A 16353-nucleotide genomic window follows, 5' to 3' on the forward strand; every position below is an offset into this window, starting at 1 on the left:
CCAGAAGAACGACAGGCGGGGCGCGAAGCTGTCCACCGGCAGGCCGGCGGCCACGCCCGCGCGGACGTATTCGATGCCGTCGGCCAGGGTGTAGGCGAGCTCCAGGTAGAGCGTCGCCCCGGCTTCCTGCATGTGGTAGCCGCTGATCGAGATCGAGTTGAAGCGGGGCATCTCCTTCGAGGTGTAGGCGAAGATGTCCGAGACGATCCGCATCGAGGGCGACGGCGGATAGATGTAGGTGTTCCGGGTCAGGAACTCCTTGAGGATGTCGTTCTGGATCGTGCCGCTGAGCTTGGCGTGCGGCACGCCCTGCTCCTCGCCGGCCACGATGTAGAGCGCCAGGATCGGCAGCACCGCCCCGTTCATGGTCATCGAGACGCTCATCTTGTCGAGCGGGATGCCGTCGAACAGCGTGCGCATGTCGAGGATGGAATCGATGGCGACGCCCGCCATGCCGACGTCGCCCCTCACCCGCGGGTGGTCGCTGTCGTAGCCGCGGTGGGTGGCGAGGTCGAAGGCGATGGACAGCCCCATCTGCCCGGCCGCCAGGTTGCGGCGGTAGAAGGCGTTGGAATCCTCCGCCGTGGAGAAGCCCGCGTACTGGCGGATGGTCCACGGGTTGGTCAGGTACATGGTGGGGTAGGGCCCGCGCAGGAACGGGGCGAGGCCGGGGTAGCCGGCCAGGGTGTCCAGGCCCGCGGTGTCGACGGGGCCGTAGGCGGGGCGGACGGCGATGCCCTCGGGGGTTTGCCAAGGGTCGCCTGTTTGCAGCGGCAGGGTGGGCAGGCCCGCGTCGAAGGCCAGGGCGGCGAAGTCGGGGAATTTGGTCATGCGCCGACCTGCCTTCCCCCGGTACAGGGGAAATGTCGCCAATGGCGAAGCCGGGCGACAATGGGGGAAGTATTTCTTGTTGTTCGACTTCCCCCATCGACCCGCGACGCAAGAGCGTCTTGGGCCACTTCCCCCGTACCGGGGGAAGACCGGCTTGCCAGGGCTTCCCTCATTTCGCGGCCTCATAAGCTTCCGCGATCCGCATAGGCTTCAGCGGCGGGCACGAACTATCCGGGCCCGGCAACCGCGTTGTCGGCGCCGCCACGGACCGGGCCGCGGCGACCTCCACCTCCACCGGCGTGTCCTTGGCGGGTGGGAAGGCGTTGACGCCGATGATCCTGGGGGTGGGGCGCGCGGCGATGGCGGTTTCGACCTGGCGGGCGAGGTGGCCGGAGTTGAGCGCAGCGATGGCGCCGCCGGCGGCTTCGATCGCCTGGAACCCGGTCCAGGCGGCGCGGGCGATCTCGTCGGTCAGGGCCTCGACGTAGCCGGCGCCGGCGGCGGGGTCGGCGACGCGGCCGATGTGGGCCTCCTCCATCAGGACCAGCTGGGCATTGCGGCTCTGGCGGCGCGCGAACTCGGTGGGCAGGCCGAGCGCGTCGGTGAAATGGCCGAGGATCACCGTGTCGGCGCCCCCGACCGCGGCGCCGAAGCCCGCGGCGGTGAGTCGGATCATATTGGTCCAGGCGTCCTTGGCGGTCAGCATGCGGCGCGAGGAGCGGACCTCGATGCGGGCGGTGGTGTCCGCGCCGCAGGCTTGCGCGATCCGGGCCCATACCGCGCGGGCGGCGCGCAGCTTGGCGATGGTCGCGAAGTAGTCGGCGTCGGCGGACAGGCTGAGCGTGATCCGGGCGAAGGCCTCGGCCATCGGCAGGCCGGCGCGGCCCAGGGCCTTGGCGTAGGCGACCGCCGCCGAGGCTGCGAAGGCGACCTCCAGGGCCTCGCCGCCGCCGGCTTCGTGGACAACCCGGCCGGAGGCCAGGAACAGCTGGGCTTGCGGATAGGTCTCGGCGAGGCGGGCGGCGACATTGGCCGCGGAGATCAGGTGGGCCTCGATGGGGCCGGGGCTGGCGCCGCCCCCGGCGTAGGCGCCGAGCGGGTCGAGGTGGAAGCGTAGCAGGGCGTTCGGCGAGGCCTTGGCGGCGGCGGCCAGCCAGTCGGCCGCCTGCGGACCCAGGAAGCCGGCGTCGAGGCCCACCGGCGCCAGCTCCAGGATCACGCCGTCGAGGACGCGGGCGAGCTGGTCGGCGGAGCCCACGGCGACGCCGGCTTCGCCGGTCGGATCGATGCGGACGACGGCGGCGGCCGCGCCGCCCCGCAGGTCGGCCAAGATCTCGGCGTTGGCGCGGGCGGGGTCGGGGTGGGCGGTAGAGGTGGCGACCTCCCAGGCGCGGTCGGCGGAGACCGTACGGGCCGGGGCGGCAGGTCTGGCCGCCGGCGCATAGAGCGGCGCGATCGGCAGGCCCTCGACGGTGGTCTTCTCGAGGCTCGCGAACGGCGCCTCGCCCAGCGTCTTGTCGACGAGGGCGCGCCAGTCGGCTTCGGTGGCGGGCGGGAAATCGCCGGCAAGGGTTGGGACGAGGGCAGGGGCGTCGGCCATGCCGCGTGATGGTCCCGCAAAGCCCTCGGCGTCAAGTTCACGCTAGGGGAGCGCGCGCCCGCTCAGTCCTCCGGCACGCCCGCCACCACAACGCGATAGCGTTTGCGCAGGTTCTGCAGGAAGGCGGCGTTGGCGTCGGCCCGGCGCTCGGCCAGGTAGGCCTCGCGCACCTGGTCGCGCACCGCCTCGAAGGACATCGCCGCGGCTTGGCGGCGCGCGCTGACCTTCACGAGGTGCCAGCCGTACGGCGAGAGCACCGGGCCCTGCCAGCTCCCGATCGGCGCGGTCTCCAGCGCCTTGACGAAGGCGGGTCCATAGTCCCGCAGGAGGTCGCCGACGCTTACGTCGTCATAGGCCAGCGGAAACAGGAACGGATCGCCGGAGGGGTCGCGATTGTCCTCCTGGGCGCGCTCCAGGGCATGCAACGCGGCCCTCTGGGCCCCGCCCGCCGCCCGGTCGCCGGAGAAGAACACCTGCTGGAAGGCCACGCGCGCCGGCGCGGCGTAGCGGTCGGCCGTGCTGGCGTAGTAGGCGCGCAGGGCCGCTTCGGTGGGCTCGGTCACGGCGGCCGTATCGTCGGTGGCGAAGGCCATCTTCTGCGCCAGCCGGCGGCGGACGATCATGTCGCCCTTGTCGAGCCCCAGCCGCAGCGCCTCGCGGGCCAAGAGTTCCTCGTCGATGCGGTCGCGGATGATCGAGCTGAGCTCGGCCTTGTTCGGCCGCCGCTGCATCTGGATTTCCCAGTAGGAGGCCAGCTGGTTGAGGTCCTGGGCGTCGATGCGCACGACGGGCCGCTGCAGCGACTTCGCCACCGTCAGCCCGCCGAACAGCAGGGCGCCGATCAGCAGGAAGTGGGTCAGGGGCTCGCGGCCGATGCGGCGGAAGAGCCGCGCCGCGCCGGCCCGGGACGCCTCTTGGGACGCTTTACTCGGCACGGGCCTTGCGCCCGCGCCGTCAGGCCTTGGGCTCATACCAGATCGGCGAGGACCAGGCCCGCTCCATGATGGTCTTGGCGAGCGTCGGGTTGGGCGGCGTGCCGTTGCGCAGGGCGTCCCAGGTCGACCAGCGGCAGGACGGGTTCTCCAGGACGCGCACATAGTAGAAGGCGCGCTGGCCGGGCTTGAAGGTGGGGTCGGTCCACAGGGTCCTGAGCTCCACGTCGCCCTTGAGCCGGTCGGGCTCGCAGGTGGCCAGGTTGACGCCCGCGCCGTTGTCCGGGCAGCGCCAGGTGGTCTTGTTGAGCGGCAGCTTGTCGGAACAGGCGACGTCGAACACCTGCTCCTTGGCGACGCCGTTCTCCACCCAGCCCTTCACGATCTGCGCGCGCTGCAGGTAGCCGGAGTTGGGGTCGCGCACGCCCCAGACCAGGAACCTCGGCGGCTTGCCCTTCGACGGCGCAAGGTCGGAGCCCATGGGCACGCCCTTGGCGTAGGCTTCGCGCACCAGGTCGCCGCGGTGCGTGAGGTCGTCGGGGAAGTCGTAGCCGGCGAAGAAGCGGATGCGGATCCGCGGGCCGGAGGTGGCGAAGGTCTCCTTGCGCCGGAGCGCCGCGAAGATCGCCTCGCGGCTGTTCTCCTCGGCCCAGACGCCGGCCAGGCCCGAGGCGCCCCAGGCCTGGTAGGGGGCCAAGGCGTGGGCGGAATCCGGGGTGTCGGCCGGCCAGGTCTTGGCGTCGCCGGGTGGCACGGAGCCGCGCTGCGCGGGCAGGCCGTCGGCGCGGCCGACCTTGGAGAAGTAGTTGCGCTCCTCCACCGACCCCGGGGCCGCGTTGTGGGTGTCGCTGGAGCCGATGAAGCCGAACTTGAACGGGTTGAAGCCCTTGGTCTCGCGCATCAGGATGCCGTCCTTCAGCGCCTCGCGCACATAGCCGCCGTGGAACTTGGTCACCGGCTTGTTGCTGCCGATGTAGCGCTCCATGATCTCGAAATTCGCCCATTCGTCGTTCGGCGCCAGCGAGGGGTGCACCTCCGAGGTCCCCTTGATCTGGGTGATCTCGGCCAGCGGCTCGTTGCGCATCCGAAGCTCGGCATAGGCCTTGTCCATCGGCGTGCCGTCGCGCTTGGTGGTCTCGAACATCAGCCCGTCGCTGCCGTTGGAATTGTGCGGGATGGCCAGCACGTCGACGCCCTTGGCGCGCCAGGCGTCCATGGTCTTCCAGAGGTTCTCCGGGTTGTTCGATACCACGGCGGTGTAGGGCAGCTCCGGGACCTTGGCGGTGCGGAAGATCACGTTGCGGTGCAGGTTCCGGCCGTCGGGGGCGGACGTGTACTCGTAGGCCACGAAGGTAGTGAACCGGCCGGGGTCGTTGTGTCGCGCGGCGGCCTGCTGGATCTCGGTCCAGGCGCGCCCGGCGATGGCGGGGTCGCTGAACTCCTTGGGCATCTTCCCGCTCTCGAAGCCGGCGACCATCCTGCCGAAGGCGGCCGTGATCTGCTTGGGGTCGGGGCTGAACAGGCCTTGGACGAAGGGTAGCTTGTGCAGCGGGCTGGCGGGATCGTTCGCCTCGCGCATGGCACCGATGTATTCGGAGTGGTCGGTGACCGCGGTGAAGTCCAGCGGACCGCCTGCCAGCCGGATGTCGAACCCGGCGGCATGACCGATCGGATCGCCCTTGGCGAAGCGGTAGGCGTCGTCCGGCATGGCGCGCACGTTGAAGATGTAGGCGTCGAACGACAGGCCGGTATGGACGTGCAGGTCGCCGAAATAGGCGTTGCGGTCGGTGTTGTAGCCGGGGAGGCGGGCGGCGGATTTCGCCGCGGCCGGGGCCTTGGCCGGCGCAGGCCTCGCGGAGGGTTTAGCACCGGGTTTCTGCGCCTGTCCGGGCGCTGCGCCTGCTCCGCCGAGGGCGGCCATGAGGGCGGCCGCGGCGAGAAGCCGAGCCGCAATGCGGCGCCGTTGCGGTTTCATCTTGTTTCCCCGTCTCTCGCCGGTCGGCGGCCCGCGCGGATCGTTCTCGCTGGCCCAATGGCAGCCCGGCGATCCGTCACGATGGATGATTGTCCTCTTGGCCGGTCACTGTCAAAAACTGACCTTGGGTAACGGCGCGGGGGGCGGGATTTGCAGCGACGGAGGTTCGCGGGGCGGCTCGTCGCTCTCTTCGCCCTGCTGGTCGCCGTCGTCGCGCCAGGGCTGGCGCCGGCGCACGAGGTGCGCCCGGCGCTGATCCAGATCACCGAGACCGCGCCCGGCCGCTACGACGTGGTCTGGAAGCAGCCGATGGTCGGCGACATGACCATCCACATGGTCCCGCACCTCTCGTCAGGGGTCATCGACCGCGCGCCGTCGAGCGAGTTCGGCTCGCCGGGCTTTCTGATCCGCACCTGGCATATCTCGGGCGGCCCGCCGCTGGACGGCCAGACGGTGGGCATCGAGGGGCTGCAGCAGACGGTCACCGACGTCCTGCTGCGGGTGACCACGGCGGACGGCAGAACCGTCAATGACGTCATCCGGCCGGCCGAGCCCAGCCGCAAGCTGGCGCTGGCCGCGCCCAAGGGCCTGCGGATTCCGGCCTACCTGCGGCTGGGGATCGAGCACATCCTGACGGGCGCGGACCACCTGATGTTCGTGCTGGGGCTGCTCTTGCTGGTCGGTCCGAACTGGCGGCTGGTGAAGGCCGTCTCGGCGTTCACCGTGGCGCACAGCATCACCCTGGCGCTTGCGGCCCTTGGTTTCGTGCATTTCCCATCGGCGATCATCGAGGCGCTGGTGGCGCTGAGCATCGTCTTCGTGGCCTGCGAACTGGTTCCGGTCCCTGGACGCCCGGAGACCCTGACCCATCGCCATCCCTGGCTGATCGCCTTCACCTTCGGCCTGCTGCACGGCCTGGCGTTCGCCGGAGCGCTGGCCCAGGTCGGCCTGCCGGCGGGGGCCGAGCCCGAGGCGCTGTTGCTGTTCAACGTAGGCGTGGAGATCGGCCAGCTGATCTTCATCGGCGTCGCGCTGGCGGCGATCGCGGCCCTGCGCGCCGTGCGTCGCCGCCTGCCGGTCGACAGCGCGGTGTTCGCCCGGATCGCGCCGGCCTATCTCATCGGCGGGTTCGCCGCCTTCTGGCTGATCGAGCGGATCTTCGCGGTTTGATCCGGCCGGCCGGAAGGGCAGACTTGCGAAATTCGAGATTTGTTGCGTACAACGTAAATATAACGCCAGCTTGAGGACCCCGCCCCATGGCCCTGCCGCCCGTCCTGCGTGACCGCCTTCGACTGCCGGTGATCGGCAGCCCGCTGTTCATCATCTCCAACCCGGACCTGGTGATCGCCCAGTGCAAGGCCGGCATCGTGGGCTCGTTCCCGGCGCTGAACGCGCGGCCGGCCTCGATGCTGGACGAATGGCTGCACCGGATCACCGAGGAGCTGGCCGACTGGGACCGCGCCCATCCGGAAGCGCCGTCCGCGCCCTTCGCGGTGAACCACATCGTCCACAAATCCAGCGACCGGCTGGAGCACGACGTGGAGGCGACCACCAAGTGGAAGGCGCCCATCGTCATCACCTCGCTGGGCGCGCGCGAGGACGTCAACGCCGCGGTGCACTCCTACGGCGGGACCGTGCTGCACGACGTGATCAACGACCGCTTCGCGCGCAAGGCCATCGAGAAGGGGGCCGACGGCCTGATCCCGGTGGCGGCGGGCGCGGGGGGCCACGCCGGGCACCTATCGCCGTTCGCCCTGATCCAGGGGCTGCGCGAATGGTTCGACGGGCCGATCGCACTCTCCGGGGCCATCGCCCACGGCCGCGCGGTGCTGGGCGCCCAGGCGATGGGGGCGGACCTCGCCTACGTGGGCTCGGCGTTCATCGCCACGCGGGAGGCCAACGCCGACCCCGGCTACCAGGCGATGATCGTGGCCTCGACCGGCGAGGACATCACCTACACCAACCTGTTCACCGGCGTGCACGGCAACTACCTGACGCCATCGATCATCGCAGCGGGCCTCGACCCGGCGAACCTGCCGATCTCGGACGCCTCGGCGATGAATTTCGGCTCCGGCGGCAACCAGAAGGCCAAGGCCTGGCGGGATATCTGGGGCTGTGGCCAGGGGATCGGGGCGGTGAAGGAGATACCGACCGCCGCCGAGCTCGTGGCCCGCCTGTCGGCCGAGTACGAGGAGGCCAAGGCCGAGCTCGCCGCCAAGACGGCGTTCACCGCCGGCCGCGTGCTGTTGGCGGCGGAGTAGCCGTCGCGGCCTAACGGCGTTAGAATTTCTGTGGACTGCCGCAGCTTAATCCCAGTCGTTAAGTAGGAATAAGCGGCCTAGCTTTGCCTCGCTCAACGTGAGGGGACCGAGCATGATTGCGCCTGCGCCATTCCGCCGAACGATCCACGCCGCCGTCCTGGCGGGTTTGCTTTGCAGCGCAGCGCCAGCGGCGCTGGCGCAAGCCGTGGCCACAGCGCCTACGGCAGGCAGCGGCATCAGCCAGGAACAGGCGCTTGCCCTGGTCGCGCGGCTGGACGCGCTGGAGCGGCAGAACGCTGAACTCGCTGCACAGATCCAGGACCTGAAGGCCCAGACCTCCGCCCAGACCCAGGCGGTGCGCGACGAGGTCCACAGCGCCGCGACCGTCTCGGTGGCCGGCGGAAGGCCCACCTTCACCAGCGCCGACGGCAAGTTCAGCGCGACCCTGCACGGCGTCATGCAGTTCGACGCCGCGGCCTACGATCAGGGCTCTCCCGGCCCCATCGCCACCGATCTGCGCCGTTCCGGCCCGGCGCTGGGCGCCTCGACGAGCAACGTCGATCTGACGCATGCCCGCGACCTGAAGAACGGCGACCTGTTCCGCCGCTCGCGGATCGGCATCGACGGCACGGCCTTCGGGGACTGGGACTACCGCATCCTGTTCGACTTCGGCGGCGCAGGCGTGGAGAATACCGGCCAGCTCTACGAGACCTGGGTGCAGTACAACGGCTTCAGGCCGCTCCACGTCCGCGTGGGCGCCTTCGCGCCCTCGCTGGGCCTGGACGACCAGGGCTCGACCAACGCCATGCCCTTCCTGGAGCGCTCGACGGCGGCCAGCCTGGCTCGCAACCTGGCCGGCGGCGACACCCGCACGGCCGCCCAGCTGTTCGGCTACGGCGACCACTGGTTCGCGGCGGGCGCAGTCACCGGCCGGGTGGTCGGGGTGATCAACACGGGCACGGCCGCGGCTGTGCCGCAGACCTTCGGCGACCAGCTGGGGCTGACCGGACGCCTGGCCGGCACGCCGTTCTACGGCCAGGACTGGCTGATCCACCTTGGCGTCAATGGCAGCTATGTGGCGCGTCCGGCGAACGCCAGCGGCCCGGGCACGAACGGCGCCACGCCCGTAACCGGCCAGTCCGTGTCGTTCAGCGATACGCCCGAGATCCGCGTCGACGGCACGAGGCTGATCAACACCGGCAATATCCCTGCCAAACATGCCGACACGATCGGCGCCGAGTTCGCCGCGCAGCGGAAGAACCTGCTGCTGCTCGCGGAATATGAGCATATCGGCGTTCAGCGGTCGGACGGCTTCGCCGACCCGCACTTCGACGGCTACTACGTGGCGGGGACATGGCTCCTGACCGGCGAGGCGCGGAAGTACAACACCCAGACGGCGGCCTTCGACGCGCCGGCGGTGGCCCACCCGTTCAACTGGGGTCACGGCGGCTGGGGCGCGTGGGAACTCGCCGCCCGCTATTCCAACTCCAACCTCAACTACGACCCGGGGTCGCTGGGAACCTTGCAGAGCGGGAGCAGTATACGTGGCGGCGAAGAGAAGATCTTCACGGCCGGGGTGAACTGGTATTGGAATTCGGTGGCCCGGGTGATGCTCGACTATCAGAACGTCCGCATCGAACGCCTGTCTCCCGCAAATTCGACGACGGCGGCCAGCACGATCTGGTTCACGCCGGCCGGCGCCAACATCGGCCAGAGCTTCAACGTCTGGTCCGTCCGCACGCAGTTTGCGTTCTGAGCCTCATCCAAGGGATTCCCGAATGACCCACTCAGACCTTTCGCGCCGTGGCCTGATGGCCGGCGCCGCCGGCCTCGCCGCCACGCCGCTGGTGGCCGGGCCCGCCTGGGCCCAGGCCAAGCCGATCACCCTGCTCAACGTCAGCTACGACCCGACGCGCGAGCTCTACAAGGACATCAACGCCGCCTTCGCCACCTACTGGAAGGGCAAGACCGGCGAGGTGCTGGACATCAAGCAGAGTCACGGGGGATCGGGCAAACAGGCCCGCGCGGTGATCGACGGGTTGCAGGCGGACGTGGTCACGCTGGCGCTGGCCGGCGACATCGACGAGATCGCCGCGCGCGCCAAGCTGCTCCCGGCCAACTGGCAGTCGCGCCTGCCGAACAATTCGACGCCCTACACCTCGACGATCCTGTTCCTGGTCCGCAAGGGCAACCCCTGGAAGATCCGCGACTGGCCCGACCTGGTGAAGCCAGGGGTGGGCGTCATCGTCTCCAACCCGAAAACCTCCGGCGGCGCCCGCTGGGCCTATCTGGCGGCCTACGCCTATGGCCAGAAGCAGGGCGGGGAAGCCGCGGCGAAGGACTACATCACCAAGCTCTACAAGAACGTGCCGGTGCTCGGGGCGGGGGCCCGCGACGCCACCACCACCTTCGCCCAGCGCCGCATCGGCGACGTGCTGCTGTCCTGGGAGAACGAGGCGTTCCTGACCCTCGACGAGTTCGGGCCGAACTACGACATCGTCTACCCGTCGAGCTCGATCCTGGCCGAGCCGCCGGTGGCGCTGCTCGACAAGAACGTCGACCGGCACAAGACCCGCACCATCGCCCAGGGCTACCTGAATTTCCTCTATAGCCCGCTCGCCCAGGACATCATCGGCAAGCACCACTACCGGCCGCGCGACCCGGCGACGGCGGCCAGGTACGCGGCGTCCTTCAAGCAGATCCCGATGGTCACCATCGACCAGGCGTTCGGCGGCTGGAAGAAGGCGCAGGCCACCCACTTCGCCGACGGTGGCCTGTTCGACCAGATCTACAAGCCCGCATGACCGACCAGGCGATCCTCCCTCCTTCATCGCTGGGCCGGGTCCCGGACGGCGCGGCCGCGGCGAAGCGGCCGCGCCGTTCGCCGTGGGTGGAGCACTCGATCCTCCCCGGGTTCGGGGTCTCGTTGGGGATCACGCTCGCCTACCTGGGGGCGATCGTCGTCCTGCCGCTGGTCGCGCTCGCGATCCGGCCCTGGGAGCTGGGGCCTGTGGGCGTATGGCATGCCTTGGCCGCCCCGCGGGTGGCGGCGGCGCTGAAGCTCTCCTTCGGGCTCTCGGCGCTGGCGGCGCTCCTGAACGCGCCGCTCGGCATCCTGCTGGCCTGGACGCTGACCCGGTACGAGTTCCCCGGACGGCGCATCCTCGACGCCCTGGTGGACCTGCCGTTCGCCCTGCCGACGGCGGTGGCCGGCATCGCGTTGACCGCGCTCTATGCGCCGACCGGCCCGCTGGGCGCGCTAGCCGCCAAGGTCGGGATCAAGACCGCCTATTCGCCGCTGGGGATCTTCATCGCCCTGGTGTTCATCGGCCTGCCCTTCGTCGTGCGCTCGCTGCAGCCCGTGCTGCAGGAGCTCGACCGCGAGGTGGAGGAGGCGGCGACTACGCTGGGCGCCGGCAGCATCCAGCGGGCGGTGCTGGTGATCCTGCCGACGCTGGCCCCGTCGCTGATCTCCGGCGTCAGCCTGGCGTTCGCGCGCGCGGTCGGCGAGTACGGCTCGGTGGTGTTCATCGCCGGCAACCTGCCCGGCAAGACCGAGATCGCCCCGCTGCTCATCGTCATCAAGCTGGAGCAGTACGACTACGCCGGCGCCGCGGCGATCGGCCTGGCGATGGTGGCCATCTCCTTCGGCAGCCTGATCCTGATCAACCTCCTGCAGCTGTTCCTGGCCAGGCGTGGGCGGACATGACCGTCGCGGCGCGCCCGATCTCCAGCGTCCGCCTGCCGGGCCTGGCCGTCCTCTTGGTGCTGGCCTCGGCGGTGGTGATGGCCGTGCTGGTGCTGATGCCGCTGTTCGTGGTGTTCGGCGACGCCTTCTCCAAGGGGTTCGGCAAGTACCTCGCCTCCATCCGCGATCCGGACGCGGTGTCGGCGATGAAGCTGACCCTGCTGGTGGCCGGGATCGCCGTGCCGCTGAACGCGGTGTTCGGGATCGCGGCGGCCTGGTGCATCGCCAAGTTCGAGTTCCGCGGCAAAAGCGCTCTTTTGACGCTCATCGACCTGCCGTTCTCCATGTCGCCGGTCGTCTCGGGCCTGGTCTGGGTGCTGCTGTTCGGCGCCCAGGGCTGGTTCGGGACGTGGCTGATCGACCACGACATCAAGATCATCTTCGCCACCACCGGCCTAGTGCTGGCAACCATCCTGGTGACCTTTCCGTTCGTCGCGCGAGAGCTGATCCCGCTGATGCAGGACCAGGGCGCCGACGAGGAGGCCGCCGCGCTCACCCTGGGCGCCGGCGGCTTCACGACCTTCTGGAAGATCACCCTTCCGAACATCCGCTGGGCGCTGCTCTACGGCGTCCTTTTGTGCAACGCCCGGGCCATGGGCGAATTCGGCGCCGTCTCGGTCGTCTCAGGACACATCCGGGGCCTGACGACCACGCTCCCGCTTCACGTCGAGGTGCTTTACAATGACTATGACTTCGTCGGCGCCTTTGCGGCGGCCTCGCTCCTGGCCTCCCTCGGGCTCGTCACCCTGGTCCTTAAGACCTCCCTTGAATGGCGCCATGCCGGTGAACTTTCAGCCAACCGCCGACACTGATGCGACGTCTCCCCTGTCGCTGGAGATCAGCGGCATCTCGAAGTCCTTCGGCCGGTTCCCCGCGCTGAACGACGTGTCGCTGCAGGCGAGGGACAAGGAGTTCCTGGCGCTGCTGGGGCCGTCGGGCTCCGGGAAGACTACGCTGCTGCGCGTGCTGGCCGGGCTGGAGCGGCCGGACGCGGGCGAGGTGCGCTTCGCCGGCGAGGACTTCCTGGCGCTGCCTGTGCGCCGCCGGCGCGTCGGCATGGTCTTCCAGCACTACGCCCTCTTCCGCCACATGACCGTGGCGCAGAACATCGCCTTTGGGCTGAAGGTGCGGCCCAGGTCCGAGCGGCCCTCGAAGTCGGAGATCGACGACCGCGTGGCGGATCTGCTGTCGCTGGTCCAGCTCGAGGACCTCGGCAAGCGGTTCCCCGCGCAGCTCTCGGGCGGCCAGCGGCAGCGGGTGGCGCTGGCCAGGGCGCTGGCCATCGAACCCAGGATGCTGCTACTCGACGAGCCGTTCGGGGCGCTGGACGCCCAGGTGCGGCGCGAGCTTCGCCGCTGGCTGCGCGAGCTGCACGACCGGGCTGGCGTCACGACGGTGTTCGTCACCCACGACCAGGAAGAGGCGCTCGACCTCGCCGACCGGGTGGCGATCCTGAAAGGCGGCAAGCTGATCCAGCTCGGCACGCCGAACGAGGTCTACGAGAACCCCGCCGATCCCTTCGTCTACGACTTCCTGGGCGCCGCCTGCCGCCTGCCGGGGACCGTCGAGGGCGGACGGCTGACCGTCGCCGACTGGGAGACCAAGGCCCCCAAGGACGCGCCGCAGGGGCCGGTGGAGGTGTTCTTCCGCCCCGACGAGGTGACTTTTGCACCGCCGGACGGCGCGGGCCTGGCAGGCGAGGTCAAGGCGGTGGCGGCCCGCGGTCCCGACGTGCGGATCGAGTGCCTGATCGAAGGCCGGGTCTTCGAGCTGGAGGCCCGTGGCCCGAACGTGCCGGCCGGCGTCGCGCCCGGCCTGTCGCTGCGGATCAAGCCGCTGCGGCCGAGGGTCTATGCGAGGCCGGCGGCAGGCTAGGGGATATTTTGGGGGGAGCTGTCGGCTTTACTGGAATCCTTTCCGCGGTCGGGGCGTTGGACGGAGCAACGAGGAGCCCTGGAAAATGCCCGCCGTCAGCGCAGCCCGGTTGCAACGCCGATTCTCGGTGCATGGCGCCGAGGAAAACCCGTCCCGGGCGCACCTCGTGGAGGGCGTGAGCTTCGAGGACGCGGCTCTTCATTTCCTGGAGGACCGTCACGTCGAGGCGGCGGCCGACGAGGTCTCGCTGCTCGTCGAGGACTGCGAGACCGGCGAGCGCCAGTGCTTCCGCGTCGACCTGTCGACCGGCGAGACCGCGCCTTGCGACTAACCGGGGTGCGCCGCCAGCCAGGCGTCGACCTCGGGCAGGCGTTTTGAGATCACCTCCAGGCGATAGCTGATCGAGGCCAAGGCCTTGGCGACCTCGCCGCGGGCCGAGGGCGGGACGGTGGCGGCGAACGCCGTCAGCTTGGCGGCCGTGCCGGGGTCGCGTGCGGCCCCGCCCAGGTTGGCGAAGAAGCTGGTGCGGCTGGTGGGCTCGACCATGGCGTCGACCGCCGCGCGGTGGGCGACGGCGAAGTCGAAGGCCTTGTCCGGGAAATTCTCCGCGACCCCGGTGATCAGCTCCGGCGCGTCGGTCGGCGGCGGCTCCTTGGTCAGCGCCAGGGCCAGCGCCCGGTCGGCCAGGGCCGGATCGTGGCTGATCCCCAGGTAGCGGTAGAACCGGGTCTTGTCCGTCGGGTCGGTGGCCTGCTCGGCGAGCGCGTGGAGCTGGTCCCAGGTCGCGGCGTCGGCGTGGCTGGCGGCGATCGAAAGCACGATCTGGCGCGTCGTGCCGGTCAGGCTGTCGGGTGCGGCGAGCCAGGCGGTGAAGCGGCGCTTCGCCTCGGCGACGACGGCGGGATCGTCGAACTCGCCCAGCGTCGTCAACACGGTGCGGCGCAGCAGGGCGTCATTGTCGGGCTCGCCGGGCTTGGCGTCCCAGCCGACGCGGGCCAGGGCCGGCGCCAGGCGTGCGCGGGCGAAGGCGCGGAAAGCCTTCTGACCCGGCTGGCCGTTGTAGAGGTCGTCGAGGCCGGCAAGCTGGCTGGCGAGGGTCCGGAGGACCACGCTGTCGGCGGCGTCCTGGGCATGCCGCGACAGGGCCAGGAAGTCGGTGAGGGGCGCATAGCCCGCCTCGCCGAGCGCGCGGCTGTCGTAGATTAGGCCGAGCTGGTCTTCCGGGTTGAACTTGGGGAACAACGGGACGATGCGGTCCCAGAGGCCGGGCCCGTAGGCGCTGCGGAAATAGCCGGTCTGGCCGGCGTTGAGCAGCGGGCCGTTGCGGGTGACCGCGTCTGCGGCCACGGCGGGCTCGTTTGCGCTCACTACGACGCGCCAGGGCTCGCCGATGTTCCCGACGGTCACCGGCGTACGCCAGGTCCTGGGGGCCTTTGAGGCCGCATCGGCGCCGAACCGTGACTGCGTCAGCCGAACCCCCTGGCCCGGAGAGGCGATGGTGATCAGCGGCACGCCGGCCTGCAGGGTAAAGTCGTGGGCGATGCCGGTGATCTTCTTCGGTGACACCGCGTCGATCTCGCGCCAGAGGTCGTTGGTGACCGTGTTCCCATAGGCGTGGTGGGCGATGTAATTGCGCACGCCGGCCCGGAAGACGTCCTCGCCGACATAGGTCTCCAGCATGTGGATGACCGCGTGGCCCTTCTGGTAGGTGATGTTGTCGAAGGCGTTGGCCGCCGCGAAGACGTCGTGGATCGGAGTGATCACCGGGTGGGCGCCGGAACGCGCGTCGGTGCGCATGGCGGACTGCTCGCCGGCCTTGGTCTGCAGCCAGATCTTCCACTCCGGATGGAAGTGGTCGGTGGCCTTGTTCTCCATCCAGGAGGCGAAGCCCTCGTTGAGCCACAGGTCGTCCCACCAGGCCATGGTCACCAGGTCGCCGAACCACTGGTGCGCCATCTCGTGGGCGATATCGACGTAGATGTCCTGCTTGTCAGCCTCGGTGGTCAGCTTCGGATCCACCAGCAGCGCGTAGTCGAAGTAGTAAATCGCCCCCCAGTTCTCCATGGCCGCGAAGAACTGGCTGCGGCCGGGCCCGGCGATGAAGTCAAGCTTGGGCAGCGGGTAGGGCGTGCCGAAATAGTCGTTGTAGTAGGGCAGCAGCTCCGTCGCCGCATCGAGGGCGAACTGGGCCTTGGCCGTGTCGCCGCGGCGCACCACCACGCCGACGTCGGTCTTGCCGACCTGGCGGCGGATCCGCTCGAAGTCGCCCAGCGCCAGGAACAGCAGGTAGGAGCTCATCTTGGGGGTGTCGGCGAAGCGGGTCGTTTTCCAAGTCACGCGTCCAACCGGGGTCGGATGATCGGACGAGACAATCTCTTCAGCGACCGGCATGTTGGAGACCGCCATCTGGTCGGCGGGCGCCTCAATGGTCAGAGCGAACACGGCCTTGACCCCTGGCTCGTCCCACATGGGCGCGAAGCGGCGGGCGTCTGAATTCTCGAACTGGGTGAAGAGGGCGCGCTGCTTGCCGCCCCCGCCCGCGTAGTCGAGGGCGAAGAAGCCGGAGGCCTGTTGGTAGATCACCCCGGTGTAGTCGATGGCCAGCGTGTAGCGGCCGGGCGCGATCGGCTTGGCGAAGGTGAAGGTCGCGGTCTGCAGGGTCTTGTCGAGCGCGATCCGGGGCGCTTCGGGGCTGCAGGACAGCCGCACCTTCTGGAAGGCGATGTCGGCGGCGTTGAGCACGATCCGCGCCGTCGGGCGCTTGACGGTGATGGTGATCGCCTCGTGCCCGGCGAAGGTCAGGTCCTTGGCGCTGGGGGCGATGGCGATGTCGTAGCGTTCGGGCGTGACGTCGGTGGGCAGGGCCACGTGGGCTGGAATGGGGGCCGCGATGGGGGCGGGCTCCGCGGGCTTGGTGGCCTTGGCCGGCGCCGCCCAGGCAGGGGTGCTTACCGCCAGCAGGGCGGCGGCGAGAGCGACGGCGAACTTCATGGGGGAGGGGAACTCGAACAGGATGGAAATTGGCCGGCAACTTAGGCAGGGGACGGAATTTTCGCCAGAGCGCTACGGCGTCGCGCGAACCCCTGCCTCGACCGCGTCGATTTCCGGTTCGAGATTGCCCCGCCCTGACC

Annotated in this window: 13 protein-coding genes; 8 read left to right on the forward strand and 5 right to left on the reverse strand. The window is 69.7% G+C overall.

Annotation, left to right across the window (positions count from 1 at the left end; all coding sequences use genetic code 11):
- The 4 genes from JWP28_RS18855 to JWP28_RS18870 all read right to left on the reverse strand — a co-directional run.
- Positions 1-831: methylmalonyl-CoA mutase family protein (locus JWP28_RS18855; RefSeq protein ID WP_299545374.1), on the reverse strand; the 831-nt coding region annotated here is incomplete at its 3' end.
- 169 nt (positions 832-1000) lie between these two features.
- Positions 1001-2431: a methylmalonyl-CoA mutase family protein gene (locus JWP28_RS18860; protein WP_299545375.1), complete on the reverse strand. Its 1431-nt coding sequence runs from the start codon at positions 2429-2431 to the stop codon at positions 1001-1003.
- 62 nt (positions 2432-2493) lie between these two features.
- Positions 2494-3366: a peptidylprolyl isomerase gene (locus JWP28_RS18865; RefSeq protein ID WP_299545377.1), complete on the reverse strand. Its 873-nt coding sequence runs from the start codon at positions 3364-3366 to the stop codon at positions 2494-2496.
- A gap of 19 nt (positions 3367-3385) precedes the next feature.
- The gene (locus JWP28_RS18870; protein WP_299545378.1) at positions 3386-5338 is read right to left on the reverse strand and encodes a DUF3604 domain-containing protein; all 1953 of its coding nucleotides are present in this window, start codon (positions 5336-5338) and stop codon (positions 3386-3388) included.
- 150 nt (positions 5339-5488) lie between these two features.
- Here JWP28_RS18870 and JWP28_RS18875 point away from each other — a divergent pair, with 150 nt between their 5' ends.
- From JWP28_RS18875 to JWP28_RS18910, 8 genes are all read left to right on the forward strand, one after another.
- On the forward strand, positions 5489-6508 hold the full coding sequence (locus JWP28_RS18875) for a HupE/UreJ family protein (protein ID WP_299545380.1): 1020 nt from the start codon (positions 5489-5491) through the stop codon (positions 6506-6508).
- Positions 6509-6594: 86 nt separating this feature from the next.
- Positions 6595-7599, forward strand: coding sequence for a nitronate monooxygenase family protein (locus JWP28_RS18880; RefSeq protein ID WP_299545382.1), 1005 nt, complete (start codon positions 6595-6597; stop codon positions 7597-7599).
- Between the two features lie 205 nt (positions 7600-7804).
- Positions 7805-9355, forward strand: a complete 1551-nt coding sequence (locus tag JWP28_RS18885) for a porin (RefSeq protein ID WP_299545384.1) — start codon at positions 7805-7807, stop codon at positions 9353-9355.
- Positions 9356-9377: 22 nt separating this feature from the next.
- Positions 9378-10403 (forward strand): sulfate ABC transporter substrate-binding protein, encoded by a 1026-nt coding sequence (locus JWP28_RS18890; protein ID WP_299545386.1) that lies wholly within the window; start codon positions 9378-9380, stop codon positions 10401-10403.
- A complete protein-coding gene (cysT, locus tag JWP28_RS18895) occupies positions 10400-11308 on the forward strand; it encodes a sulfate ABC transporter permease subunit CysT (protein WP_299545388.1) in 909 nt (302 codons plus the stop codon). The genes JWP28_RS18890 and cysT overlap by 4 nt, the downstream gene beginning before the upstream one ends.
- The gene (cysW, locus tag JWP28_RS18900) at positions 11305-12159 is read left to right on the forward strand and encodes a sulfate ABC transporter permease subunit CysW (RefSeq protein WP_299545390.1); all 855 of its coding nucleotides are present in this window, start codon (positions 11305-11307) and stop codon (positions 12157-12159) included. Before cysT ends, cysW begins: the two co-directional genes overlap by 4 nt.
- A 13-nt stretch (positions 12160-12172) precedes the next feature.
- Positions 12173-13222 (forward strand): sulfate/molybdate ABC transporter ATP-binding protein, encoded by a 1050-nt coding sequence (locus JWP28_RS18905; RefSeq protein ID WP_299545423.1) that lies wholly within the window; start codon positions 12173-12175, stop codon positions 13220-13222.
- Between the two features lie 85 nt (positions 13223-13307).
- Positions 13308-13553, forward strand: a complete 246-nt coding sequence (locus JWP28_RS18910; protein ID WP_299545392.1) for a DUF5961 family protein — start codon at positions 13308-13310, stop codon at positions 13551-13553.
- On the opposite strand, the gene JWP28_RS18915 is transcribed toward JWP28_RS18910, so the two are convergent.
- Entirely contained in the window at positions 13550-16213 is a 2664-nt protein-coding gene (locus JWP28_RS18915) for a M1 family metallopeptidase (RefSeq protein ID WP_299545394.1), read from the reverse strand. The genes JWP28_RS18910 and JWP28_RS18915 overlap by 4 nt on opposite strands.
- Positions 16214-16353 lie beyond the last annotated feature (140 nt).

This window comes from Phenylobacterium sp., from assembly GCF_028290885.1.
GTDB lineage: Bacteria > Pseudomonadota > Alphaproteobacteria > Caulobacterales > Caulobacteraceae > Phenylobacterium.